This is a genomic window from Rhizobium sp. M1 (assembly GCF_002531805.1).
GTDB classification, from domain to species: Bacteria; Pseudomonadota; Alphaproteobacteria; order Rhizobiales; family Rhizobiaceae; genus Rhizobium; species Rhizobium etli_C.
Genome location: NZ_NWSW01000047.1, coordinates 1 through 24,478, shown reverse-complemented (window position 1 = coordinate 24,478; position 24,478 = coordinate 1). Strand labels below are relative to the sequence as shown.

The 24,478-nt window shown below is 60.6% G+C and carries 23 protein-coding genes, 1 tRNA gene and 1 pseudogene; 11 read left to right on the top strand and 14 right to left on the bottom strand.

Annotated elements, in window-relative coordinates:
* Positions 1-6: 6 nt before the first annotated feature.
* The 8 genes from CO655_RS30080 to CO655_RS30045 form a co-directional block, all read right to left on the bottom strand.
* A complete protein-coding gene (locus CO655_RS30080; protein ID WP_176539333.1) occupies positions 7-1,125 on the bottom strand; it encodes an alcohol dehydrogenase catalytic domain-containing protein in 1,119 nt (372 codons plus the stop codon).
* Between the two features lie 104 nt (positions 1,126-1,229).
* A complete protein-coding gene (locus CO655_RS30075) occupies positions 1,230-2,447 on the bottom strand; it encodes an amino acid ABC transporter substrate-binding protein (protein WP_176539332.1) in 1,218 nt (405 codons plus the stop codon).
* Between the two features lie 81 nt (positions 2,448-2,528).
* The gene (locus tag CO655_RS30070; protein WP_097667721.1) at positions 2,529-3,530 is read right to left on the bottom strand and encodes a VOC family protein; all 1,002 of its coding nucleotides are present in this window, start codon (positions 3,528-3,530) and stop codon (positions 2,529-2,531) included.
* A gap of 98 nt (positions 3,531-3,628) precedes the next feature.
* Positions 3,629-4,945 carry a phosphopyruvate hydratase gene (gene eno / locus CO655_RS30065; protein ID WP_097667725.1) on the bottom strand — a complete coding sequence of 439 codons (1,317 nt, stop codon included), beginning with the start codon at positions 4,943-4,945 and terminating at the stop codon, positions 3,629-3,631.
* A 61-nt stretch (positions 4,946-5,006) separates the two neighbouring features.
* Positions 5,007-5,435: a cupin domain-containing protein gene (locus tag CO655_RS30060; RefSeq protein WP_245423961.1), complete on the bottom strand. Its 429-nt coding sequence runs from the start codon at positions 5,433-5,435 to the stop codon at positions 5,007-5,009.
* Positions 5,436-5,574: 139 nt separating this feature from the next.
* Positions 5,575-6,282 (bottom strand): ABC transporter ATP-binding protein, encoded by a 708-nt coding sequence (locus CO655_RS30055; protein ID WP_097667719.1) that lies wholly within the window; start codon positions 6,280-6,282, stop codon positions 5,575-5,577.
* Positions 6,272-8,014: a branched-chain amino acid ABC transporter ATP-binding protein/permease gene (locus CO655_RS30050; RefSeq protein WP_097605093.1), complete on the bottom strand. Its 1,743-nt coding sequence runs from the start codon at positions 8,012-8,014 to the stop codon at positions 6,272-6,274. The genes CO655_RS30055 and CO655_RS30050 overlap by 11 nt, the downstream gene beginning before the upstream one ends.
* Positions 8,015-8,016: 2 nt before the next feature.
* Positions 8,017-8,862, bottom strand: a complete 846-nt coding sequence (locus CO655_RS30045) for a branched-chain amino acid ABC transporter permease (protein WP_170964930.1) — start codon at positions 8,860-8,862, stop codon at positions 8,017-8,019.
* Positions 8,863-9,226: 364 nt separating this feature from the next.
* Here CO655_RS30045 and CO655_RS30040 point away from each other — a divergent pair, with 364 nt between their 5' ends.
* Positions 9,227-10,228: a LacI family DNA-binding transcriptional regulator gene (locus tag CO655_RS30040; protein ID WP_010028953.1), complete on the top strand. Its 1,002-nt coding sequence runs from the start codon at positions 9,227-9,229 to the stop codon at positions 10,226-10,228.
* A 199-nt stretch (positions 10,229-10,427) separates the two neighbouring features.
* On the opposite strand, the gene CO655_RS30035 is transcribed toward CO655_RS30040, so the two are convergent.
* Complete coding sequence (locus CO655_RS30035; protein WP_245423959.1) at positions 10,428-11,003, bottom strand: carboxymuconolactone decarboxylase family protein; 576 nt, start codon at positions 11,001-11,003, stop codon at positions 10,428-10,430.
* Positions 11,004-11,123: 120 nt separating this feature from the next.
* Positions 11,124-11,897 (bottom strand): fumarylacetoacetate hydrolase family protein, encoded by a 774-nt coding sequence (locus CO655_RS30030; RefSeq protein ID WP_097605425.1) that lies wholly within the window; start codon positions 11,895-11,897, stop codon positions 11,124-11,126.
* 218 nt (positions 11,898-12,115) lie between these two features.
* On the opposite strand from CO655_RS30030, the gene CO655_RS30025 reads away from it, so the two are divergent.
* Both CO655_RS30025 and CO655_RS30020 read left to right on the top strand, forming a co-directional pair.
* Entirely contained in the window at positions 12,116-12,880 is a 765-nt protein-coding gene (locus tag CO655_RS30025) for a DUF599 domain-containing protein (protein WP_064685816.1), read from the top strand.
* Entirely contained in the window at positions 12,880-13,869 is a 990-nt protein-coding gene (locus CO655_RS30020) for a heparan-alpha-glucosaminide N-acetyltransferase (RefSeq protein ID WP_097667718.1), read from the top strand. The genes CO655_RS30025 and CO655_RS30020 overlap by 1 nt, the downstream gene beginning before the upstream one ends.
* Before the next feature lie 27 nt (positions 13,870-13,896).
* On the opposite strand, the gene CO655_RS30015 is transcribed toward CO655_RS30020, so the two are convergent.
* Positions 13,897-14,289 (bottom strand): MerR family DNA-binding transcriptional regulator, encoded by a 393-nt coding sequence (locus CO655_RS30015; RefSeq protein WP_011425479.1) that lies wholly within the window; start codon positions 14,287-14,289, stop codon positions 13,897-13,899.
* A 65-nt stretch (positions 14,290-14,354) separates the two neighbouring features.
* Positions 14,355-15,767 carry a magnesium transporter gene (mgtE, locus tag CO655_RS30010; RefSeq protein ID WP_097605097.1) on the bottom strand — a complete coding sequence of 471 codons (1,413 nt, stop codon included), beginning with the start codon at positions 15,765-15,767 and terminating at the stop codon, positions 14,355-14,357.
* A gap of 239 nt (positions 15,768-16,006) precedes the next feature.
* Here mgtE and CO655_RS30005 point away from each other — a divergent pair, with 239 nt between their 5' ends.
* From CO655_RS30005 to CO655_RS29995, 3 genes are all read left to right on the top strand, one after another.
* Entirely contained in the window at positions 16,007-16,501 is a 495-nt protein-coding gene (locus tag CO655_RS30005; protein WP_097667717.1) for a peptide deformylase, read from the top strand.
* A gap of 71 nt (positions 16,502-16,572) precedes the next feature.
* The gene (locus CO655_RS30000) at positions 16,573-17,085 is read left to right on the top strand and encodes a BON domain-containing protein (RefSeq protein WP_097667716.1); all 513 of its coding nucleotides are present in this window, start codon (positions 16,573-16,575) and stop codon (positions 17,083-17,085) included.
* A 310-nt stretch (positions 17,086-17,395) separates the two neighbouring features.
* A complete protein-coding gene (locus CO655_RS29995) occupies positions 17,396-17,761 on the top strand; it encodes a hypothetical protein (RefSeq protein WP_097605100.1) in 366 nt (121 codons plus the stop codon).
* A 56-nt stretch (positions 17,762-17,817) separates the two neighbouring features.
* Here the strand turns inward: CO655_RS29995 and CO655_RS29990 are convergent, their stop codons facing one another.
* Entirely contained in the window at positions 17,818-18,462 is a 645-nt protein-coding gene (locus CO655_RS29990) for a methyltransferase (protein ID WP_097605101.1), read from the bottom strand.
* Positions 18,463-18,754: 292 nt separating this feature from the next.
* Positions 18,755-18,839: transfer RNA gene (locus tag CO655_RS29985), tRNA-Leu, on the bottom strand.
* 182 nt (positions 18,840-19,021) lie between these two features.
* Here CO655_RS29985 and lipB point away from each other — a divergent pair.
* The 5 genes and pseudogenes from lipB to CO655_RS29960 all read left to right on the top strand — a co-directional run.
* Positions 19,022-19,741, top strand: coding sequence for a lipoyl(octanoyl) transferase LipB (gene lipB / locus CO655_RS29980; RefSeq protein ID WP_097605102.1), 720 nt, complete (start codon positions 19,022-19,024; stop codon positions 19,739-19,741).
* Positions 19,742-19,922: 181 nt separating this feature from the next.
* Positions 19,923-20,842 (top strand): annotated as a pseudogene (locus CO655_RS29975) (DMT family transporter).
* 97 nt (positions 20,843-20,939) lie between these two features.
* Entirely contained in the window at positions 20,940-21,644 is a 705-nt protein-coding gene (locus CO655_RS29970) for a hypothetical protein (RefSeq protein ID WP_097605103.1), read from the top strand.
* A 75-nt stretch (positions 21,645-21,719) separates the two neighbouring features.
* Positions 21,720-23,729, top strand: a complete 2,010-nt coding sequence (locus CO655_RS29965) for an acetyl/propionyl/methylcrotonyl-CoA carboxylase subunit alpha (RefSeq protein WP_097667715.1) — start codon at positions 21,720-21,722, stop codon at positions 23,727-23,729.
* Between the two features lie 91 nt (positions 23,730-23,820).
* Positions 23,821-24,478 (top strand): alcohol dehydrogenase catalytic domain-containing protein (locus CO655_RS29960; protein WP_176539331.1); only part of this gene is annotated, 658 nt, incomplete at its 3' end.

Here is a 24,478-nt window from a genome sequence, read left to right as displayed (position 1 = left end):
TGATTGTTATTGCCAGACGGCGGGAACCGGCGGAACGACCACGTAGTTGCTGAAGCCGCCATCGCGTTCGCCGATGCCGGAAATGGCTTCGTTGACCCGCTCGAGCGGATAGACCTTGTGCTCGAGATAGGAGAGGTCGAGCGCACCGGTGCGGACCATGTCGGCCATTTCCTGCCCCTGGGCAGCGCTGAACCAGTTGGAGCCGATGAGTTGAACCTGCTCGTCCATCAGCCACTTCACATCAACAGGAACATCTTCGGCGACGCCGCCAACGATAACCACACGGCCGCCTCGCCGAACGCCGCGCATGGAGTCGACCACGGTCGCGGCAGGGGCTCTGGCGCCCAGCGCGCTGATGACGAAATCCACGCCCTCGCCGCCGGTTTGGGCCTTTGCCCAGTCTCCGGTCGAGCCCTCGCCGAGCATAATCGTATCGATGCGGTCTGGAGCGATGGCTTTTATGCGGTCCATCAATTCCTTGTTTCTGCCGGTGCCCAGAATTTTGGAGAGGCCCATGGCGAGAGCGAGCTTGGTGGCCGCGACGCCGAGCGTGCCGGTAATCCCGTCGATGAGGCAAACCTGGCCGGGTCCGGCCTGCGCATTCTTCAGAGCGCCGTAGGATGTACCGAGATAGCCGAAGCGGCCGGCCTGTTCGAAGCTGAGATTGTCCGGCAGGCATACGAGTGAATATTCCGGGGCGGTCATGTACTGGCTGAAGCCGCCATAGGGATAAAGATCGAAGATTCTTTGACCATCGCGGCTGGTGCTGAAGTAGCCGTTCAAGGTATAGTAGCGGCATTGGCTACGGTTGCCTGACCGGCACGCCTTACAGGAACCACAGGACCTGAGAGGGCTGACATAGACACGATCGCCAATTTTGACATTGGTGACCGCCTCGCCCACTTCGGCGACGACCCCGGCCGGATCCAGGCCGAACACTGCCGGAAACTTCGGCAGCGGCTGGTGGGGAAACCAGGTTGGCCAGTTGTTGATGACGTTGGCCATGTTGGGCACGATGCCGCAGGCCCTGACCTGCACCAGGACGTCGTTGGGCCGGGGCGCGGGAACCGGAATCTCGTCCAACGACATCGGCTGATGCAGAGCATGCAGCCGGGCGGCGATCATAGTTTTAACCATTTACTCCTCCATAGGGACATCGGTCGAACCGTGCCCGACCGATTGCATTTTTTCAGTTTCAGACAGGTGCGCGGCAGCGCCGAGCGGTTTCGTCAGAGGGCGGCCAGGAACTCCTTGCCGGCCGGTCGGAAGTCCGCAGGCCAGACGGTCACCCAATCCTTTCCTTGAACTTGCTTGAGCTTCGTCGAGGGCTTTCCGGCATTGAACTTGCCGTCGAAAGTCCTTGTCCCGACGACCGTCTCGACGGGATTTGCGCGCAGCCACGCAGCCATCGCGGCATCATCCAGCTTCCCCGCCCCTTCAGCTGCCGCCGCAAGGATCTGCCACGCAGCATATTCGACGGCGGCCTGATATTCCGCGCGCGGATAGGGAAAGCCTGCCGCCTTCGCCTTTCCGTCATAGGCGCTGACGAACTCCTGGGCGCCGTGATTTTTGAGGAATGGTTCGTGCTCTTCGAACCAGGTCAGCGAGGTCAGGCCATTCGCTTTGGGGTGCGCCGCAGTCGGGCCGGGCGCCGGGAACAGATAGAACTGGTTTCTTGGCTGGTAATCGATCCGGCTCATCGCATCGAGAAGCTGCACGGCCTCCATGCCGATCGCACCCGACCACAGCAGATCCGGATCAGCCGCCTTGATGCGGTTTGCGATCGCGCCAAAATCCTTCGTGCCGAATTCGTATTCGAGGTCCAGCACGCTTTTGATTCCGCGTTTCTCGGCGACCTGCTGGCCGCCCTTGGCGATCGTCAGAGCCGACGGGAATTTGCTGGTGACGAAGGCGATCGTCTTGGGAGGAGCCGGCAGGCTCGCATAGGCATCGAGAACGATCTCGGTGTCGGTCAATTGCGGCTCGGCCCCGATCGGAAGCGACGGGAACTGCAGCGGATAGGGCGCGAGGCTCGGGTCGCCGAGGCTGCTCTGAACCAGCATCTTCTTGAACCGCACGGCAACGCCCATCGCCGCGATAATCGAGGAGGTGCCATAAGGCCCCATCAGCAGATCGACCTTATCGGCCGTCACCAGGCGCTCGTAAAGGGTTCGCGCATTGGCGGGAAGCGATTGGTCGTCGAGAAGGACGAACTCCACCTTCCGTCCGAGAATACCGCCTTTGGCGTTGATCTGTTCGACGAACACCTCTGCCGCAAGCTTATGGATTGCGCCGACGCCGGCAAGCGGACCTGTCAACGGCAGCGTTCCGCCGACGCGGATCGGCCCACCTTGCGCGAAAACCTTCGGAATCGAGCCGAAAGCTGCCGCGGCGGCTGCGGAACCGAGAAATGCACGTCTGTTCAGTTTAATGGAATTCGCACTCATCTCATCCTCCCAAGTGCTTCCGGCATGTCATCGCGCTTACGGGTCCGCGGCGCCTCGGTCTCCTGCCGCCGGCGGCAGGTCTCAGCTCTTCGCGAGCCCTTCCGCGTAGCGTTCCAGCGTCATCGGGTTCGGCATTTTCTCGGGGTGCTCCAGCGGTACTCCCGTAAATTCGCTGGCCTCGAAGAACCACTTCGAGACGGCCGGCATGCCCCAATGGACATTGGTGCTCAGGGATGCCGCGTCCCAGCGAATGGGCTCCAGTTCCGCGTCTATCGTGGTGTAGTGATTGTTGAAGAACTCCACCCGGTGGCCATCCGGATCGCGCAGATAGACGAACAGGACTCCCGAAGGGCCATGGCGGCCAGGCCCGCGCTCGATGCTGTCTCCATATCCATAACGGCTGGCAAAGTCGCAGACGGCGAAGATGTCGCTGCTTTCCGCAACCGTATAGGCGAAATGATGCAGCCGCGGGCCGATGCCGGGCACCAGGGCCAGGTCGAGGCAGACACCTTTGCGATACATGAAGTTCGCAATGAGATCGTCGCCCGCCGCGATATATTCCGACGTCCGGAAACCGAGTTCACCGTAAAAGGCGCTCAGACCCAGCGGATCGGCGACGATGATCTGGCAATGGTCGAGGCCCTGGGCCCGGGCGCCGCGATGTTCATGCACCTGGAGAAACTTGCGGGGATGGACGCTCATGCTGGAGCAAAGCTCGACGCGAGCCCCCGAGGGATCGCTGACAAGCAAGGTCCGCCCCTGGTTTCGAACTTCGACCCATTCCGCCGGAAGCCCCTTCTCCTCGAAGAAGACCTTGGCCTTGTCGAGATCTTCCTCCAGGAACACCCGATAACCGATCCGCCTGCATGCCGGCTTGCCGCCGGCGGGTGCGAGCACGAGGCTGTGGTGGCAGGCCTCGGACAGTCCGCGGAGGTAGGAGACACCATCAGCGAATTCCGTTTCGACGAGGCCGCCGACATTGAAATAGAAATCCCGGCTGCGTCCCACATCATTGACCTCGAGCACGACGTGGCTGAAGCGCGTGATGTTGAAGGGAGGTTTCAAATTAACAGCCGGAAGCATGTCATCCTCGTTGAGTTTTGCTAACGTTAGCATAAAGCGGCCGGGTGTTTTGTCAACGCCTGTTTTTACGCGAGACCCGCACCCGGCCCATCCAAATTCTAACCGACGGCGGCAACGACGGCTGGCTTTTCAGCCAAGTCCAGCGCCGTCCACCCGGCGAACGAAGCCTCTTTTCCAAGCGCCTCCTCGATCCGGAGAACCTCATTCCACTTGGCCATCCGCTCGGAGCGGGAGAACGATCCGACCTTGAGCTGCCTGGCGTCCCAGCCAACCGAAAGATGGGCGATCGTCACATCTTCCGTCTCGCCGGATCTCGCCGAAACGATCGTCCGGAAACCCGCCTTCTTGGCGACGGAGAGCGCCTCGAAGGTCTCGGTGATCGTGCCCGCCTGGTTCGGCTTGATCAGAACGGCATTGGCGCTTTTATCCCTGATCGCCTCGGTTACCCGCGCCGCGTTCGTCACGAAGAAGTCGTCGCCGATGATCTGGCATCTGGAGCCGTAGCGGGCGGTAAACTCCTTGAAACCGTCAGGATCGTCCTCGGCGAGCGGATCCTCGATCGAGACGATCGGATAGGCCTTCAACCAGCCGCCAAGCATATCGATCATCTTGGCCGTATCGAGCTGCCGATCTTCCAGCGCCAGCGAATACCTGCCCTCACGGCCGAATTCGGAAGCCGCGATGTCGAGCGATATCGCCACTTCGCCGCCCGGCTTCAGACCGGCAGCTTCGATCGAACGCACCAAGGCATCCAGGGCCTCTTCATTGCTGGTGAAGGCCGGCCAATAGCCCCCCTCGTCCGCCACGCCCTGGAGCTTGCCGGCCCGCTTCATGATGTCGCCCGCGGCGCGGTAGACCTCTGCGGTCCACTCCAAGGCTTCCGAGAAAGTCGAGGCGGCAGGGCACATGATCATGAAATCCTGAACGTCGACCCGGCGCGCTGCGTGCGCTCCGCCGCCGAAAATCTGAATTTCCGGCAGCGGCATGGTAATTCCCTTGCCGGAGCCCGCGAGATACCGCCAGATCGGTTGATCGGCCGCGGCCGCGGCGGCGTGAAGCAGGGCCATCGATGTTGCGACCGATGCATTCCCGCCCAGCCTGCTCCGGTTCTGGGTGCCATCCAGCTCGATGATGGCGTGGTCCAGCTCGGCTTGAAGCCCGGCGTCCCGGCCAACCAGCAACTTGGCGATTTCGCCGTTGACGGCAGCCAGGGCCTTGTTGATGCCCAAGCCGGCAAGGGCGCTGCCGCCGTCACGCAGATCGAGAGCTTCGCCGGTGCCGGTCGATGCGCCCGCAGGCGCAATGGCGCGGCCGATGGCGCCGGACGCCAGCTCGATCTCTACCTCGACGGTGGGCCTGCCACGGGAATCCCAGACGCGACGGCCCTGAACTTTTCGGATTTCGGTGTTGGTCATGTTCAATTGGTCCATAAGTCAGATTGAGATTTTGGATCATCGAGGCTCGCAGGCCGTCATCTTAATCCGTCGTATCGGCGGTCCGTGCGCCAACCAGCACCACGGCGATGGTTGCCGGTCTGTCGCTTTTGTTTCGCCAGGCGTGACGCGTTCCGTTCTGGACGAAGGCATCGAACTGTCCGAGGCGAGTCTCGTTGCCATCGTCGAGCTCCATCCAGATCTCGCCGTCGAGAACGATGCCGTAGTCGACCGTGGGCGTTTGATGTTTGCCGTCCGGCTCGAAACGTTCGGCCAAACCCGGACTGACCGCCAGGTTCTCCGCCATCGCCGCCGAACCGTCGAAATCCGGAGACATGAAAACCGAATCCGGTGGGAACGTTAGCACTAGAAAGCGCGTTTCGCCCGGCTCGGGAACGAAGCTCGTCACCTGGGACGTTGGATCGGCTCCGTCGAATGGAATCGTCGTGGAAGCCGAGGTCGACCAGACCATCCGCGAGACCAGTCCGGGGATCGTTCTGAATATATCAGTGCGCGGAACGGCGCCGTCCTCAGCGAACCCGGCGACACCCTGACTGCCGTGCTTCGTGACGACGCGCCTGACATGCACGGGAACTCTCCCGCTCGAATTTTCAGATACCAAGATACGCCTCCCTGATGCTTGGATCATTGATGAGAACCTCAGGCGTTCCGGAGGCCGTCACGCGGCCTTGCTCGATCACGTAGGCCTGATGGGCAATTTCAAGCGCCTTGTTCACATTCTGCTCGACGAGCAGCACGGCTACGCCCCGCTCATTGATCATCTGAATAATTTTGAACATTTCCCCGACGATCAAAGGCGACAGCCCGAGCGAAGGCTCATCCATCAGCAGCACGCGCGGCTTGGCCATCAGGCCGCGGCCGATCGCAACCATTTGCTGCTGCCCACCCGACAAGGAACCCGCCAACGAATCCTGGCGCTCTTTCAAAACAGGGAAAAGCTGAAACACCTCAGCGAGCGTGGCATCGCGCTCCGCACGAGCGAGCGAGCGGTACGCACCGAGCAACAGGTTGTCCAGGACCGTCATCGCCGTGAAGAGACGCCGCCCTTCCGGGACCACCGCTATGCCGTAGTCGCAGACCCGGTGGCTCGGCACTTTGGAAACGTCGTTGCCCTCGATAACGATTTTTCCCCGGTGCGGGCGAAGAATGCCGGCGATGGCGTTTACCAGCGTGCTCTTGCCCGCCCCGTTCGGGCCGACGACCGAAACGATCTCGCCCGGCCCTACACTGATAGACAGGTCCCACAGAGCGATCGCGTCTCCGTAGCCGACCTCGATCTTATCGACCTCAAGCAGCATGACTGCCTCCCAGATATACGCTGACCACTGCCGGATCTCGCATCGTTTCGCCTGGATGCCCAAGCGCCAGAACCTTGCCTTGATCCAGCACCGCGACACGGTCCGCCAGTGCGACAACCGCACGCATGAGGTGTTCGACGAAGATGATCGTCGTACCGCCGGATTTGATCCGCTTGATCATTTCGACCGCATGGTCGACCTCGGCCGGATTCAAGCCGCAAAGCACCTCATCGAGCAGGAGCAGACGTGGTTTTGCGGCCAGCGCCCTGGCGAATTCGACAAATTTTCGGTCATGCAGGTTCAAGGCTTCCGGAAGCACGTCGGCCTTATCGGCCAGGCCGGTGAAGGCGAGCGCCTCCCCGGTGGCTGCATCGACAGCAGCCGCGCCCATGCCGTCGGCGCTGCCGAATTTCGCGCAGAGCCGAACGTTTTCGAGGACCGTCAGATTGTCGAACAGGCGCGGGATCTGATAGGTGCGCGCCACGCCCTGCTGCGCGATCAGATGCGGCGATCGACCGGAAATCTCCTCGCCTTCCAGTGTGATTTTACCCGAGGTCATGGAGTAGTGACCACTGATCATGTTGATCAGGGTGGACTTGCCGGACCCATTTGGCCCAACCAGAGCCAGGATTTCGCCCCGTCGGACCTCCAAAGTCACGCCGGTCAAGGCACGGATGCCGCCAAAGGATTTGGTGACATCCTCGCATTTGAGAAGCACCGGACCGGAACCTGCTTGGGCTGAAGGCGCGAACTGCGTGACGACCTGAGCAAACCCCATCGGTGCGCCAGCTCCGCTGCGCCTGTCGGCAAACCTGCGAACAAGACTGGGAACGATGCCGGACGGCAGCACCAGGATGACGACGATCAGCGCAAGAGCCACACCCGCACGGCCGAATTCCGCATGAGCGCCGCTGACGATGGCGCTTTGCATCACGGTGATGATCACCGCACCGATCGCAGGTCCAGCCCAATGGCGGGCTCCACCAAGAATGCTCATGAGCACGACATAGAGAGGAACGGTCACCGCAAACGTTTCGCCAACGGTGACGTAGCCGACATATACGGCGTGGATCGCCCCCATTGCACCGGCAAGCGCCGACGAGACCGCAAACGAAATCAGCTTATAGCGGAACGTCGGAACGCCTTTCACTTCTGCGACGTCTTCATCGTCGTGGATTGCCAGCAAGCCCTGACCGAATTTGCTGTGAAAGATGAAATAGGATGTCGCCAGCGCAACAAGGGCCGCAATGAACCCGAACATGTAGAGGGAGCCGGACGCCGTTGCGCCGATCATCGGGATTTCGATCCCTGAAAGGAACACGCCTGTGCCCGAATCGAGCGCGGTGTTCGACACAATGGCCGCGACGACAAACGTCACCGACAGCGTCAACAGCGCGAAGAACTCGCCGCGCAGAGCACCCGAGCGAAAGACAACCAGTCCAATCAGAACGGCGACCACGGCCGCAAGCAGGGCCGCGGCAGGTATCGTCGCGACGAAGGGCCACGACAGCTGCGTCGTCAGCGTGGCCGTCGTATAGACCCCGATACCGAAAAATGCAGCGTGACCAAAACTCCAGTAGCCCGTGTAGCCGCTGAGGATACCCCAGCTCGTTGCCAGCACGACCCAGAAGAAGATGATGTACAGATAGGAAAGGTAGTAATCCGCCATTCCCAGGTAAGGCAGCGAGGCGAGGATCGCCACGACAGGCGCTGTAATCAGGAGCTTTTTCATGGTCAAATCACCGGTTTGCGCAGGAGGATGACGATGAGCACGCTGAATGCGACGAGCGGCGCCCAAGCGGGGTTCACGACGGACATGGTAAGGCTCTCGGCCACACCGATCAGCATTCCGGCGCCCAGCGCGCCAATAGGGCTGCCCAATCCTCCAATGATGGCGACAGCAAAGACGACCCCGATCCAAGCCTCGATTTGAGATGGAGCCAGAGTTCCGATCAGGGCGATAAAGACCCCGGCGATCCCCGCTGTCGCCGAGCAGAGGCCGGCCAGAATGTATGACACGCGCGTCGAATTGATTCCGAAAGCCGACGCTACGGGAGCGTCATGGGCGGCGGCGCGCAATGCCTTGCCGAGCATTGTCTTGTTCAATGCGTACCAGGCCGCTCCGGCAAGCACGCCGGCGCAGGCAAAAGCAGAAAGCTCCAATACGGGCACGAAGATCGGGCCGAGCCGTATGGTGGTCTGCGCATAGGGCGTTTCGTAGCGAAGGAAATCGGCCGACCAGATCCATTGGATCAACGACTCGATCAGGATTGTGACGCCGAAGGTCACAAGTAGAGAGGCGAATTCCTTCACCTTGAAGCGCACGAACACGCTGTGCAGCACAATGCCGAGCGCGAAGAACAGCGGAGCGATCAGAAGAGCGCTCAAATATGCCGGAACGCCATGGACGGTACCGAGCTGGTAGGTCAAGTAGGCACCGAGGAATGCCAGCGCGAAGTGGCTGAGATTCACAAGCTTCAACAGGCCCCAGCTCAGGCTGAGACCCATCGCCAGCAGGCCATAGATTCCGCCCAACAAGACACCGCCAACAGCGGACTGCAGGAAAAGAGCGACGGTCATGAGGATCTACGTCCCTCTGCGGACATGATCAACGCCGGGAACACCAGAATATCCACGTTATGCCTCCTCCCGTTTGCGCTAACGTTTGCACAAACATTCGTCCCACAGCACGGCTCTCATGTCAACGGCCTTAAAGAAGTTAATTGATTGTCAAGCGCCTCTGCGCGCCCAGCACCACCGGTGCGGCAAGCCCGTTCAAGAAGATTAAGCATCTGAAAGGTTTTTATTTTACATGGCGATTGGTCGCCGCACCCGGGCGTCGGGGGCGAAAATTAAATGATTGCTACTTAAACGGTATGAGAGGTTTGACAACTGCGATGTCAGTGCTATCGTTGGCCAAAACAATCATTCCGAGCCAAGCACAATGGTAACAATTAAAGACATCGCGGCGATCCTTCAAGTTTCCCCCTCGACCGTGGGCCGCGCTCTTGCCGACGATCGCCGCATCAGCGCTGAGATGAAGCGAAAGGTGAATGAAGCCGCAGCGCAAGCGGGGTACGTTGCCAATCGTGCTGCTCGCATGATGCGCGGGGTGCAGAGTAATCTCGTCGGGCTGATCGTTCCAGATATCCGGAACAGCTTTTATTCGACGATTGCCCACGCTCTCTCGCAGTGCCTTCTTTCGGCGAATTATCAGCTGACCTTGTGCGAAACCGATGACGACAGAATGCACGAGCTTCGCCACATCAAGGAACTAACGAGCGCCAACGTCGCCGGGATCATTCTGGTCCCGAGCGCAAAACCTCATCCCGATTCCGCGCGAATCCTGAAGATGACACCTCACATCCAATTGCTGCGAAGGGCACCGCTGCTCGGCGACCAATGGTTTGGGATTGATGACCGACGGGCGCTTTACGAGAGCACGGAACACATCATCAACGCAGGTCACAAACGGATCGCTTACATCGGCGGCACGGAAGAACTGCCCACCGGCGCGGCTCGCGTGCAGGGTTTCCGGGACGCGGTGAAAAGCTCCGGCCAAGCGATCACCGTGCATGAGGAGCTTGGCGCGCCCTCCTCGCCCGAATTCGGACGGGAAGCCGTGCGTCGCCTTCTTTCCCTAAAGGATCGACCGACGGCGCTTGTGATCGGCGCGGTGCAAAATACCTCCGGCGTCATCGACGAAATCCAGGACCAGGCCCTGAGCGTTCCCCGAGATATTTCGGTCGTCGGATTTGGTGATGAGCTTGGGTATCGATGGTGGGGTCCGGGACTGACGACGGTCCAATTGCCCGTTTCGGAGCTGGCAACCGCCTGCGGGCTTTGGTTCCTGCACCACCTTCAGAACAAGGGTGATCTCAGTAAGCCCTACAGCTTCATCTCTCCGCCCCACCTGGTCATCCGCGGTAGCACGGGCACTCCGTGAAAAGCCGGCAGCGGTCGATCTCCCGCAGCAAGCGGAATCAGAGAGAGGCGCCCGTCCCGTGACACGCACCTCTCTTCGATCGGCTGCGATTCATCCCGCATCCAGGGCCGGACGCTGAAAGCTCTGGAATTATCTTGATGAGCGCCGCCAAGACCATACGGCAAGCCGAGGCGGCGCTGGTTGGGCGCCGCCGGCCTGCTCAGCGATATCCCTCTTCAAGATCGATCTTCAGCGCGCCCATCAGGCGAACACCGGAATTGTACCAGGCGACATTGATCGAGAGCTCGACAAGCTGCTTTTCCGACAGAAACTTTGCGACTCCGTTCCACACTTCATCGGAAACATCGACGTCCAGCGTGGACTCCTTGGCAAAGGCCATCACAGCCTTTTCCTGCTCGTCAAAGAGATCCGAGGTCTCGAAGTGCGCGATTGCATGGAACTGCTCCTCCGTCAGGCCGGCCTTGAGCCCATGAGAATGATGATGCTTCACCTCGTACTCGGAGTTTGTGCAGTACCCGACCGTTAGGATGGCCATCTCCCGCAGCTTCGGGCTGAGGTCAGCCGCCCGCACCGCATTGGCATAAGTGAGGAAATCGCCGAGGATCGCGGGAGCGTTGGCGAGCGCCAGAAAGATGTTTCCGGTCGGAACCTTCCTCTCCTTCAGCAGACGCTCATTGAGCGCAGGTTGTGTCTCGGCCAACTCGGTATTCGAGACATATTTTACTCGTGCCATTTCTCCACCCTCAACTTCACCTGGACAAATCTCCCTGTTCAACGTGGCCCGATGCGGAACCAGTCTTTGCAACAGGTGCTAACGTTAGCATTAATAGCATTGGTAATTCTGAGGTCAATCAGAAATTTTCGCGCCGCGGCGGACCCCCTATAAGAGATTCCGCTAGTGCGATGCCGCAACCACCGGATTTTTCAGAACACCGATACCGGGAATTTCCACCTCGAGTTCGTCGCCGGGAACGATCGGCCCAACGCCCGCAGGCGTACCGGTCATGATTACATCACCGGGCAACAGCGTCATGAAGCGGCTCAAATAAGCAACGATGTCAGCAACGGAATAGACCAGGTCTCGCGTATTTCCCGCCTGTTTGACGGCGCCGTTCTGACGAAGGATGACGTCAAGATTGGTCGGATCGAGATCGGTAACGATGGCCGGCCCCAACGGTGCAAAGGAGTCGTAACCCTTGCCTGCCAGCAGGCAGCCAAACTTGCTTTCCTGCCGCTGTATGATGCGGTCGCTGATATCGTTTCCGCATGTGTAGCCAAGCACATGCCGCAACGCATCTTCCTTGCTGATGTGGCGTCCGCCTCTGCCTATGATGGCGACCAGCTCAGCTTCGTAGTGGACGATTTCGCCATCGCTCGGATATTCGATGGCATCTCCATTGCCGCTCGCCGCGGTGCTGGGTTTCATGAACAACACCGGAAGCGTCGGCTGCTCCTTTCCGGACTCGTCGGTGTGCTGTCGGTAATTGTAAGCGACCCCAAATATCCGGGGCCGTTCCACTGGGCACAGCAGACGGACGTCGGAAAGGTGATCCTCCTTCCCCGTCCGCTCGATACCTTCGAACGGTTCGCCGGCTAAGCGATCGATCCTGCCCTCACTTTCGACCCCATAGTAAATTCCGTCGACGGACCGGTAGCGCACAAGCTTCATGTTGATCTCCATTTTTGCTAACGTTAGCGCAACCGGCTGACCTCGTCAACGCGCCCTGTTCCCTCCCGTTGCCTTGGCCATCATCCGCTCGGAAATCGAATTCGATTGTCATAGTTACGCGCATAAACCGCGCGGGCCTGGCTCACCGGTCATTGCAGCATTGCAGCATTGCAGCGCATATGTAAGGTGGCCGCGTTCATGCGGAGACTGAATCGTTGATGACGACGGCGGACTATATCGCTCTGGCCTTCTTTGCCTGTGTCTGGGCGGGTTATTCCTGGCTGTTGAAGGGCCGCACCTTCTTCGGCCGCACCAGCCTGACCCATGCGATGACCGAACGGCGGCGAGATTGGATCTACAATTCGCTGCGCCGCGACCTGAAGATGATCGACACGCAGATCATGGCCGGCCTGCAGAACGGCACGGCCTTTTTCGCCTCCACCTCGATTTTCGCGATCGGCAGCTGCTTCGCCCTGCTCGGCGCGACGGAGAAGGTCGACGCCGTCTTTGCCGACCTGCCCTTCGTCTTCCACAGCGGGCATGCCGCCTTCGAGATGAAGGTCGGCGGTCTTGCGGCGCTTTTCGGCTATGCCTTCTTCAAGTTCGGCTGGTCCTATCGGCTGTTCAACTATTGCACCATCCTTTTCGGTGCCATCCCGATGATGCGCGACACGGAGAGCGACGTCATCGCCGCCGAGCGCGCCGCCGAACGGGTCATCCGCATGAATGTCATCGCGGGCAGCCATTTCAACGAAGGTCTCAGGGCGATCTTCCTCTCGATCGGCTATCTCGGCTGGTTCATCAACCCTTATGTCTTCATGCTGACGACGGCGATCGTCATCTTCGTGCTGACACGGCGGCAGTTCTTCTCGGAGGCACGGCTGGCGATCATGGATGCCGGCCCGCCATCCAATCTTCACCTTTCCGCTCTTCGCCGCGACATGCCGTCGAACGACGGAAATGATCTGACCGGGAGACTTTGATGACCATGCCGGCAATGCAGGCCGATGCGGCGGCAAGACCGCCACGCATCGGTCTACTGGATACGGCGCGCGGCATCGCGCTGATCGCCATGGCGAGCTACCATTTCTCCTGGGACATGGAGTTCATGGGATATCTCGCGCCGGGCACGGCCGAGACCGGCTGGCTGAAGATCTATGCCCGGGCGATCGCCACGACCTTCCTCTTCATCGTCGGCGTCAGTCTGGTGCTTTCCAGCACGCCGACGATTCGCTGGCCGTCCTTCTGGAAGCGTTTCGGCATGATTGCCGCGGCAGCCGCGGCCATTTCGATCGTCACCCGCATCGCGATGCCGGACGGGTGGATCTATTTCGGCATTCTGCATTGCATCGCGGCGCTCACGCTCATCGGCATCGTTTTCATCCGGCTGCCGCTCGCCGTCACGCTCGTCGTCACATTGGCACTCCTGGCCGCCTGGATCATCGACAATTTCGCCACGCTGGGCCTGCTGCGCTCGTCCTTTTTCGATCCGCGATATCTCGCCTGGATCGGCCTTGCCGAAATGCCGCAACGATCGAACGACTACGTGCCGCTGTTTCCCTGGGCAACGCCGTTCTTTGCCGGACTGAGCGTCGCCTCGATCGCCATCAGAACCGGTCTGCCGCACCGGCTTGCCGCTCTTGGCACCGGCTCCTGGTGGCCGGCGCGGCTTGGCCGCCACAGCCTTGCCTTCTATCTCATCCACCAGCCTGTGCTGATCGCCATCGCCTACGGGCTTTCCCTTCTCGTCCCGCCGCCGACGCCGGATCCGGCGGAAACTTACCTAAGGCAATGCAACTCCACTTGCGTGATGCAGCAAGGTGAAGCGCTCTGCCGCAGTTTCTGCCAGTGTACGCTCGGAAAATTGCAGGCCCAAAACCTGTTGATCCCACTGCAGGCAAACGAGATCGACGTCCAGAAGGATGAACGGGTGCAGACGCTCGTCACCGAATGCAGCGCCGAGGCGGAATAGAGACCGACGAAGGCTCTGCCCCCGTTATCAGGTGGTGACGCCGATTTCGGCGAGGCGGCCGAGGCAGGCTTCCTCGATATTGTCGAGTTCCGTCAGCGTGTCGTCTATATCCTTGCGCTTCTGGCGCAGGTCCTCACGCTTCTCGTCGACGCGCTTCATCAGAAGCTTCAGCTGGCCGAGTTCGCCCGGCGGCTCCTTGTAGACCTGGATGATCTCGCGAATTTCCGCGATGGTGAAACCGATCCGCCGCCCGCGCAGGATTTCGCCAATCAGCCGGCGGTCCGCCGGCCGGAACAGCCGGGTGCGCCCTCGCCGCTCCGGATGGATCAGTCCCTCGTCCTCGTAGAATCGGAGCGTGCGCGTCGAGACACCGAATTCGCGCGTGAGCTCCGTTATGCTATAATATTTGTTCACCGGCATTTGTTCCCCGTCGTCGAACCGGCAATAATATTGACTTTTACGTAATAGTCAATTTCAGCCACCATTCAGATGCCGAACCACCAGGTCGCGATACCGAGAAAGGCGAAAAAGCCGGTACAGTCGGTCACCGTCGTGACGAAGACCGAGGAGGCGATGGCCGGGTCGGCCCCCATCTTGTCGAGCAACAGCGGCAACAGGATGCCGGCAAGGGCTGCCGCCATCAGGTTGATGATCATCGCCGCCGCGATCACGCCGCCGAGCTGGTAGTCGTGGAACCATGTGCCGGCAATCGCACCCATGATCGTCGCGAAGATGACGCCGTTGAGGATGCCGACGCCCGCCTCTCTGCGGATAATGCGGCCGGCATTGTAGATGTCGAGATCGCGGGTGGCGAGCGCGCGCACCGTCACCGTCATCGTCTGCGTGCCGGCATTGCCGCCCATCGAGGCGACGATCGGCATCAGCACCGCAAGCGCGATCATCTTCTCGATCGAGGCGTCGAACAGCCCGATGACGCTGGCCGAGAGCATCGCCGTGCCGAGATTGATCAATAGCCAGAGGAAACGCGAGCGCGCCGTCGAAAGCACATTGTCGGACAGCTCTTCGTCGCCGACGCCGCCGAGGCGCTTGATGTCCTCGTCCGCTTCCTCATGGATGACGTCGACGACGTCGTCGATGGTCAATACGCCGACCAGCCGGCCGTTTTCGTCGACGACGGCGGCCGAGAGAAGGTCGTATTGTTCGAAGAGCTGGGCGGCCTCTTCCTGGTCCATCTCGGCAGGAACCGGATGGTTGGTTTCACGCATGATCTGCTCGATCTTCGTCTGCCGCTTGGTGCGCAGGATCTGATCGAGATCGACGGCGCCGAGCAGCTTGAAGGTCGGATCGATGACGAAGATCTGCGAAAAGGAATAGGGCAGATCCTCCTCGTCGCGCATGTAGTCGATCGTCTGGCCGACCGTCCAGAACGGCGGCACGGCGACGAATTCCGTCTGCATGCGGCGCCCGGCCGAGCTTTCCGGATAGTCGAGCGCCCGGCGCAGCCGCACGCGCTCGGTAAACGGCAGTTGCGCAAGGATCTCTTCCCGGTCTTCCTTGTCGAGATCTTCGAGAATGTAGACGGCATCGTCCGAATCGAGCTCGCCGATCGCCGCGGCGATCTGCTCGTTCGGCATCTGGTCGACGATTTCGCGGCGGATCGCCTCGTCGACCTCGGTCAGCGCCGTCATGTCGAAATCTTCGCCGAGCAGGCGCACCAGCGCCAGCCGCTGATCCGGCTGGATCGATTCCAGCAGGTCGCCTATTTCGGATTCATGCAGGCGGGCAACATTCTGGCGCAGGAACAGCGTATCGCGATCGGCGATCGCGGCGCCGACGAGGGCCAGGAAATCGCCGCGGACATTGCCGTCCTCGTCGTAAATATCCGCTTCCTCGTCATCGCGCCGGCGAGTGCGGTCTTCCGTATCGGTCGTCGTCATCTGCCGCCCTCGCACCTGGTTCGAATTTCAACGACTGCCGCGCCGCATTCGCAAATGTCGGCCGAAAACACATTGTCAACAAGCGGATAGTAAATCCCGCGCAAGGCTTCCCGCAGTCGGAATTTCTGCTCCTGCTAGCTCAAAGCATCCCTGCCGTAAAGCGCCAAACCGCGCTTCTTGATGACAATAGCTACGACCGGCGATAGTTTCCCGTCGTTCAAACCGAGAAAGCCCGCTTCATGCCCGTCCGTCCGATCCTGCGTTATCCGCATCAGGCGCTGAAGACCGTCTGCGCGCCGGTGACGGCCTTCGATGCGTCGCTGGCCGCGCTGGCCGACGACCTGCTGGCGACGATGCGCGCAGCCCCCGGCGTCGGCATCACCGCCGCCCATATCGGCGTCTTCCTTCGTGTGACGGTGCTCGAACTCGACAGGGCCGACGGCGTGCGCCTCTATGTCAATCCTGAGATCACCTGGCGGTCGCAGGAGACGATGATCCACGCCGAGGGCAGCGTCTCCATGCCCGGCGCGACCGACGAAGTCACACGCCCGCGAGCGATCCGCTTCCGCTATCAGGACGCCGACGGCAAGATGCACGACGAGGCCGCCGAAGGTTTCCTCGCCATTTGCATCCAGCACGAGGTCGACCAACTCGACGGCATTTTCTGGCTGCAGCGGCTTTCGAGGCTGAAGCGCGACCGCCTCGTCAAAAAATGGGAGAAGACGCAAGGCTGACAAATCGCCCGTCGCGCCGAACCATTCGCCCCTGTCGGCGTTCTCCCGCAGAGAAACAAGGAGCGACCATAATGGCAAGGATCGGTGACAAGACCCCGATTTCACGCGAGGCCCCCGAGCTTTCCCGTGAGGAAGATTATCGCGACCTCGAAGAACGCAATCTCGACGATGGCTGGCCCTATGCCGACGGCACCGCTGCCAGCGACCCGTCCAACCGCCCCTACGGCGAGACCAAGGCAAATTTCGACAGCGATCCCAACCAAGGCTTTCGCATCGACGGCACGGATAAGGACGGCAACGAGAACCGCCTGAAGGATTCGCTGCGCGCCGGCACGATCGATCGTGACGACAGCGACGAGCTCGAGGCGCGGGTAAACGACAATCTCGAAAACATTCCGGAAGTCGACATCAACAGTATCGAGGTCCATGCCGACGGCCACGTCATCACCCTGGAAGGCTCGGTGGAGACGATCGGCATTGCCCGCAAGGTCGAGCTCGGCGCGCTTTCAGTCGACGGCGTCCATCATGTCCGCAACAAGCTGCAGCTGACCGGCATCGACGCCCATATCCCCAACGAAGACTGAACCTCATGGGTGACATGGCGATCAAAACGGGAGGCGAGCCGCCGCCTCCCGTATGGCTGCGCGCCTAACATTACCAAAATTTAACAATTTGGAATTGTAGCGAGCACAGGCATCTGGTGGCCCTTTTTTGTTGGCGGCTGCCGTAACGGAAACGTCAAGATCGTTGACAAGACCGTGATTTCATTTGAACAAAAGGCCGATGGCCAACCGTTTTCCGTTCACAATTTCGCCTGAATTGGGGCGCGAACTCTTAACTCGCCGGGGATGGTTTATGTTGTTGAATTCAACAACAGATTGAGGAGAAGAAACCATGCGCATCAAATTTGCCCTCGCCGCATCCCTGTTCGCCGTCAGCCTCGCAGGCGCTGCCTTCGCTCAGCCGACATATTCCGACGACTATACCAATGACAGTGACGGCTTTGCGCCGAGCCCGATGGCCAAGCCCGCTCCGGTTCACTACAGCAACCGCAAGGCCCCGGCCTATTCCAGCGATTACACCAATGACAGCGACGGCTTCGCCCCGTCCGCCATGGCCGTCCCAGTCGTCGACAAGACGGCCACCGCGAGCATCAAGCCCCTGCCCCCGTGCCACAGCATGGTCGGTCCGAGCGGCTCCCATACCAAGGGTGCGGATAGCGGCGCCTCTCGCACCGAAGCCTGCCGCGCAACGCATTGATCAAAAAGGAAGGGGCCGGAAAATCGGCCCCTTCCTTTCAATCCGCTTTTATCGCCTCAGAATACGAATGGAACGAGCCGGTAACGGGTCGTGGCCATGAAGGCCGTATAGGCGGGATCCTCCTTGAGCAAACGTTCCTCCGCCAGAAGCCGCAGACATTGCGCGCCAAGAGCCGTCGCATAAATGGCGAAATTCGAGATCGAGGGATTGGCTAGGAAGAAACTGACATGCGTCATCAAATAGCCCGCATACATCGGGTGGCGGACAAACCTGTAGGGGCCGCCGATCTTGACGCCACGGTTGGCCGGCACCAGACCGAAGCTTCGCCGCAATACCAGCTTTGCCGATATTTGCAGGGTAAAGCCGAGGCACATCACCATTCCACAGAGCCAGAGCGGCGCAAGCGGCTCCGTCGTCGTTGGAGAGACGAGCAGCGGGAAGAGCGTTCCTATGGCGGTGACGGTCCAGTCATAGACCCGAAGCGACGCATTCTTCGTCGGTCGGCGGGTCAGGATCAGAAAGGCGGCAGCGCCTTCCGAGACTAGCAGCAGGCAATCGATAATCGCTCTGTCACCGTGCGCCTGCGGCAGGATGCGCAGCACAATCGCGACAAAGAGATAGCCGACCAGGACCTTCTCGATGATGTCGAGGACGAAATAGATGTCGAGGAACGACCAGCCTGCCGCGTCTTTTATCTTCATTATTCCCAATGCTTCCGCAGATATACACCGGGCCGACATATATCTTGGCCGCAACTAAGGATGGGTTAAGCCGTTTACGAGAAAATCTCGCGGAGCGTCTCAAAATCAAATCGCGATCTTCGAGAATCAATTAACGCGTGAGTCGCGCTTCAGACCAGCGTGACGTGTTTCACCGTCGTCGATGCTTATGTCAGCAGCGGCGGCAATCACGGCCTACCGGCCGTGTTACACATATACAAGGTGATCAGCTTATACCGACATCATCGCCCGGCGAGCGTTCCCTGAAAAGGGATGGTGCGGTCGAGAAGACTCGAACTTCCACGGGTTGCCCCACAGCGACCTCAACGCTGCGCGTCTACCAATTCCGCCACGACCGCATCGTGGTAGGTGCCGATTTGCGTCGGCGGGGCAGCATGTAGCAAAAGCATTTGGGGTGCACAAGGGCGATATGACAGTTTTTTTGAAAACCTTTCACAGCATTTGAATTGGCTGGAAAACGGGTCCATATAGATCCCCTGCCGCCCCTATTTATCAGGTATTTCGGGGCAAGCGGCAAGGAATGGCCATGCTTCGCACCGATCTCGAATTCTCCATGCTCCCCAAACTCGATAGCCGCCCGGTGCGTTGGCGCATCGCCGATGGGCTCGTCGCCTATGAGGAAGCGGTGGAAGCGATGGAGCGGGAGGTCGCGGCGATCGCAGACGGCGGCGACGAGCTTGTCTGGCTCGTCGAGCATCCGCCGCTCTATACCGCCGGCACCAGCGCCAATGCGGGCGACCTCGTCCAGCCGGATCGCTTCCCGGTCTTTGCGACGGGACGCGGCGGCGAATATACCTATCACGGCCCCGGTCAGCGCGTCGCCTACGTCATGCTCGACCTGAAGCGCCGGCGCCAGGACGTGCGCGCCTTCGTCGCCGCCCTCGAGGAGGTCGTCATCCGCACGCTCGACATGATGAACGTGCGCGGCGAGCGGCGCGAGGATCGCGTCGGCGTCTGGGTGCGCCGCCCGGAAAAACCGTTGCTGGCCGACGGAACGATGGCTGAAGACAAGATTGCCGCCCTCGGCATCCGCTTGCGCAAATGGGTGACCTTCCACGGCCTGTCGCTGAACGTCGATCCGGACCTCGATCATTTCAGCGGCATCGTGCCCTGCGGGATATCGGCCTATGGCGTGACCAGCCTCGTCGACCTCGGCCTGCCTGTCATGATGGTGGATGTCGATGTCAGGCTGCGCGCCGCTTTCGAGACGGTTTTTGGCGAGACGGTGAACGAGACCTGACCGCTAAAGCGCTTCGCGATCCTTCAGATCGCTTCTTGCGCTTTAGGTCTTTGTTTTCCGCATGTCGTTGCCGCAAAACCGCTGCACACTTTTTCGCGACATGCTTTGGAGAGGTTTGACGGCTTGATTTGCCCGGCTTTCCCGTGATTGATGGGTGCCGTTCCCGCAAGAATCGGCCGCCATGTCAGAACCCCACCAAAACTCCCTGCAGGGCATGGCCATCATGTCCGGCGCCATGTTCATCCTGCCGACCATGGATGCCATCGCCAAATACATGGCGACTTTCGAGGCAATGTCGCCGGGCCAGGTGACGTTCTACCGATTCTTTTTCCAGATCGCCTGCACCCTGCCGATCCTCGTCGCTCTTTTCGGGCTCAAGGCATTTTCGGCCAAACGACCATGGATGAATATTCTGCGCGGCGTGCTGCACGGCGCTGCCAGCCTGCTGTTCTTCGTCGCCGTCAAATACATGCCGCTTGCCGACGTCTTCGCCATCTATTTCGTCGAGCCCTTCATGCTGACCGCCATGTCGGCTGTGTTTCTGGGAGAGAAGGTCGGCTGGCGCCGCTGGATGGCGATCGCCGTCGGTTTCGGCGGCGCGATGATCGTCATCCAACCCAGTTACGAGATTTTCGGCCTCAAGGCGCTGCTGCCGGTCGCCTGCGCCTTTCTGTTCTCGCTCTATCTTTTCCTCAACCGCGCGATCGGCGAGGCCGATTCGCCGCTCACCATGCAGACGATGGCCGGCATCGGCGGAACGGTCTTCATGGCCGCCGCCCTTCTCGCCGGCAACGGCGCCGGCAATGCGGATTTCACCATCTCCCTGCCCGCCTCCGGTCTCGGTCTCGTGCTGCTTCTCGCTCTCGGCTCGATCTCCGGCTATGCGCATCTGCTAATTGTCCGGGCTTTCCGGCTTGCGCCGCTGTCGCTGCTTGCGCCTTTCCAATATTTCGAGATCATCTCGGCCACTGTGCTCGGCTATGCGCTGTTCAACGATTTCCCGAATTTTTCCAAGTGGATCGGCATCTTCATCATCGTTGCATCGGGGCTCTTCATCATCTGGCGCGAGCGCCAGCAGCACAGTCGCTAAAATCCTCCTGAATTCGAGAGTATCGGGTTAACTCCCCTTCTTGAGGGATCGTCAATTCGCAGGGGATAAAACCGTCTGTGGCTTCATGATGAAGCCTGGAGTTAAAACATGAGCGAATTTCGTCTCGCTTTTCCGGCCTGCGTCGTGGCCGGCAAGCATCGGCTGGCGGCCGAAGATATCGTGCTATTGCGCAAACATGCCTTTCCCGAGGGAATCCGGACATCCCAGGATGTCGCGGCGATGTTGGCGCTCAACAATTCCTGTCCTGAGAAATGTGCCGAGTGGAATGCTTTCTTCGTGGAGCAGCTCGCCGGTTTCATCGTCAACCACACCTATCCGCAGGGCTCGTTGGATGACATCAACGTTGCCTGGATCATGCGCATGTTCACGACCGATGGCGTCGTCAACTCGGCGCTGGAGCTCGAGCTCATTCTCCACATCATGGAGATTTCGGCCGATGTCCCGGGTGAATTGAGAGCGCTTGCCCTCGACCAGCTTCGTTTGGCGATCACCGACGGCATCGGCGGCTACAAGCTGTCGCGCGCCGTCGACCGCAGGAGCATCACCCGCCAGGACGTCGACTTTACGATGCGAATCTTCAGAAGCATCGCCGCAGGCGGCGTCATCGTCGTGTCTCCGGCCGAATATGGCGTCTTCCAGCAGATCGAGCAGGCAACCCTGCCGGCTGCCAACCATCCGCACTGGGCCGGCATCATGGCTGCCGTCGAACTGCACGATCGTCCCGAGCCGCGCCGCAGCCGCTGGCTTCGCATCGTCGACGAAGAACCGGTTGCCAAAGCCGCGGTCGCCTGAGCTTTCTCAAGCCCGATTGTGCGTTCCGGTGTTTTATGCGTAAAACTCCGGAACGCATTTCTGGGTGGAGTCTCGATGTTCAAGAAAATCCTGATCGCGAATCGCGGCGAGATTGCCTGCCGCGTGATCAAGACCGCGCGCCGTATGGGCATTTCGACCGTTGCGGTCTATTCGGATGCGGATCGGGATGCGCTGCATGTCGAAATGGCTGACGAGGCCGTCCATATCGGCCCTGCCGCAGCCTCCGAAAGTTATCTGGTCGCCGAGAAGATCATCGCCGCCTGCAAGGCGACCGGCGCCGAGGCGGTGCATCCCGGCTACGGTTTTCTTTCCGAGCGCGCCTCTTTCTGCGCCGACCTGGAAAAGCAGGGCATCGTCTTCATCGGCCCGAAGCCAAAGGCGATCATGGCGATGGGCGACAAGATCGAATCGAAAAAATTCGCCAATGCCGCCGGCGTTTCGACAGTGCCCGGCCATCTCGGCATCATCGAGGATGCCGCCCATGCGGAAACGATCGCCGGCGGCATCGGCTATCCCGTCATGATCAAGGCGTCGGCCGGCGGTGGCGGCAAGGGCATGCGCATCGCCTGGAACAAGGCGGAGGTGCGCGATGGCTTCGAGCGCGCCCGCTCGGAGGCGAAAAGCTCCTTCGGCGACGACCGCATCTTCATCGAGAAGTTCGTCGTCGAGCCGCGCCACATCGAAATCCAGGTGCTGGCCGATGCCCATGGCAACGTCGTCTATCTCGGCGAGCGGGAATGCTCGATCCAGCGGCGCAACCAGAAGGTGGCCGAAGAGGCGCCCTCGCCTTTCCTCGACGAAAAGACCCGCAAGGCTATGGGCGAACAATCGGTGGCGCTGGCAAAAGCCGTCGAATACCAGAGCGCCGGCACCGTCGAATTCATCGTCGACCGCGACCGCAACTTCTATTTCCTCGAAATGAACACCCGCCTTCAGGTCGAGCATCCCGTCACCGAGCTCGTCACCGGCATCGATCTCGTCGAACAAATGATCTGCGTCGCGGCCGGAGAGCCGCTCAGCTTCGGCCAGGAGGATGTCAGCCTCGACGGCTGGGCGATCGAAAGCCGGCTCTATGCCGAAGATCCCTACCGCAATTTCCTGCCTTCGATCGGCCGCCTGACGCGCTACCGCCCGCCGGCGGAAGGCCGGACCGGCAATGTCATTATCCGCAACGATACCGGCGTCTTCGAAGGCGCTGAAATCTCGATGTATTACGATCCGATGATCGCCAAGCTCTGCACCTGGGCGCCGACGCGCGGCGAAGCGATCGACGCCATGGGCCGGGCGCTCGACGGCTTCGTCGTCGATGGCATCGAACACAATGTCCCCTTCCTGTCGGCGCTGATGAAACATCCGCGCTGGCGCGAAGGCCGGCTTTCCACCGGTTTCATCGCCGAGGAATATCCTGACGGCTTCGCGCCGATGAAGCCGGACCGGCAGGAGGAGGCCACGCTTGCTGCCATCGCGCTGTCGGCCTCGCTGATCGAGACGAACCGCCGCGACGGTTTCGCCGATCGCCTGCGCGCCGCATCCGGCCCGCTGCGTGAGCATTGGGTGGTCAAGACAGGCGAAAACTACGTCGATGTCAGATTGCTCGACGGCCTCGTCACCATCCCCTTCGATATGGACATGGCGGTAGAGGGCGAGAACCGGAGTGTTGTCACAGATTGGAGACCGGGTGATCCGGTCTGGAGCGGCAAGGTCAGCGGCCGGGATATCACTGCCCAGATCCGTCCCGTTCTCAACGGCCTGCGCATCGACTGGCAGGGATTGTCCGTCACCGCCAAGGTCTTTTCGCCGCGCCAAGCCGAACTCGACAGGCTGATGCCGGTGAAGCTGCCACCTGATACCTCCAAGCTCCTGCTCTGCCCGATGCCCGGCCTCGTCGTTGCCATCGCGGTTGCCGAGGGCCAGGAGGTCAAGGCCGGCGAGACGCTTGCGATCGTCGAAGCGATGAAAATGGAAAACGTGCTGCGCGCCGAGCGCGATCTCGTTGTTTCGAAGATCAATGCCGCGGCCGGCGAGAGCCTGGCCGTCGATGCCGTGATCATGGAATTCGCCTGAGAGAAAGCCGCGCGGCCGGCCGTTTTCGCTTGAGCGCGGCGCGCCGACCATGCCAAGCTCCGCCCCAATAACATTGTCAGGGAGATATCAAATGGACGTTCGCGCCGCCGTAGCCGTTCAGGCCGGCAAACCGCTGGAAGTGATGACCGTGCAGCTGGAGGGGCCGAGAGCCGGCGAAGTGCTGGTCGAGGTCAAGGCGACCGGCATCTGCCACACCGACGATTTCACCCTGTCGGGCGCCGATCCGGAAGGCCTGTTCCCGGCCATTCTCGGCCATGAGGGTGCCGGCATCGTCGTCGAGGTCGGCCCGGGTGTGACCTCGGTCAAGAAGGGTGACCACGTCATTCCGCTCTACACGCCGGAATGCCGCGAATGTTATTCCTGCCTTAGCCGCAAGACCAATCTCTGCACCGCCATCCGCTCGACCCAGGGCCAGGGCCTGATGCCGGACGGCACCTCACGCTTTTCGATCGGCAAGGACAAGATCCACCACTATATGGGCTGCTCGACCTTCGCCAATTACACCGTGCTGCCGGAGATCGCCCTTGCCAAGGTCAATCCCGACGCCCCGTTCGACAAGATCTGCTACATCGGCTGCGGTGTCACCACCGGCATCGGCGCGGTGATCAACACCGCCAAGGTGGAGATCGGCGCCACCGCCATCGTCTTCGGTCTCGGCGGCATCGGCCTCAACGTGCTGCAGGGTCTGAGGCTGGCCGGCGCCGACATGATCATCGGCGTCGACATCA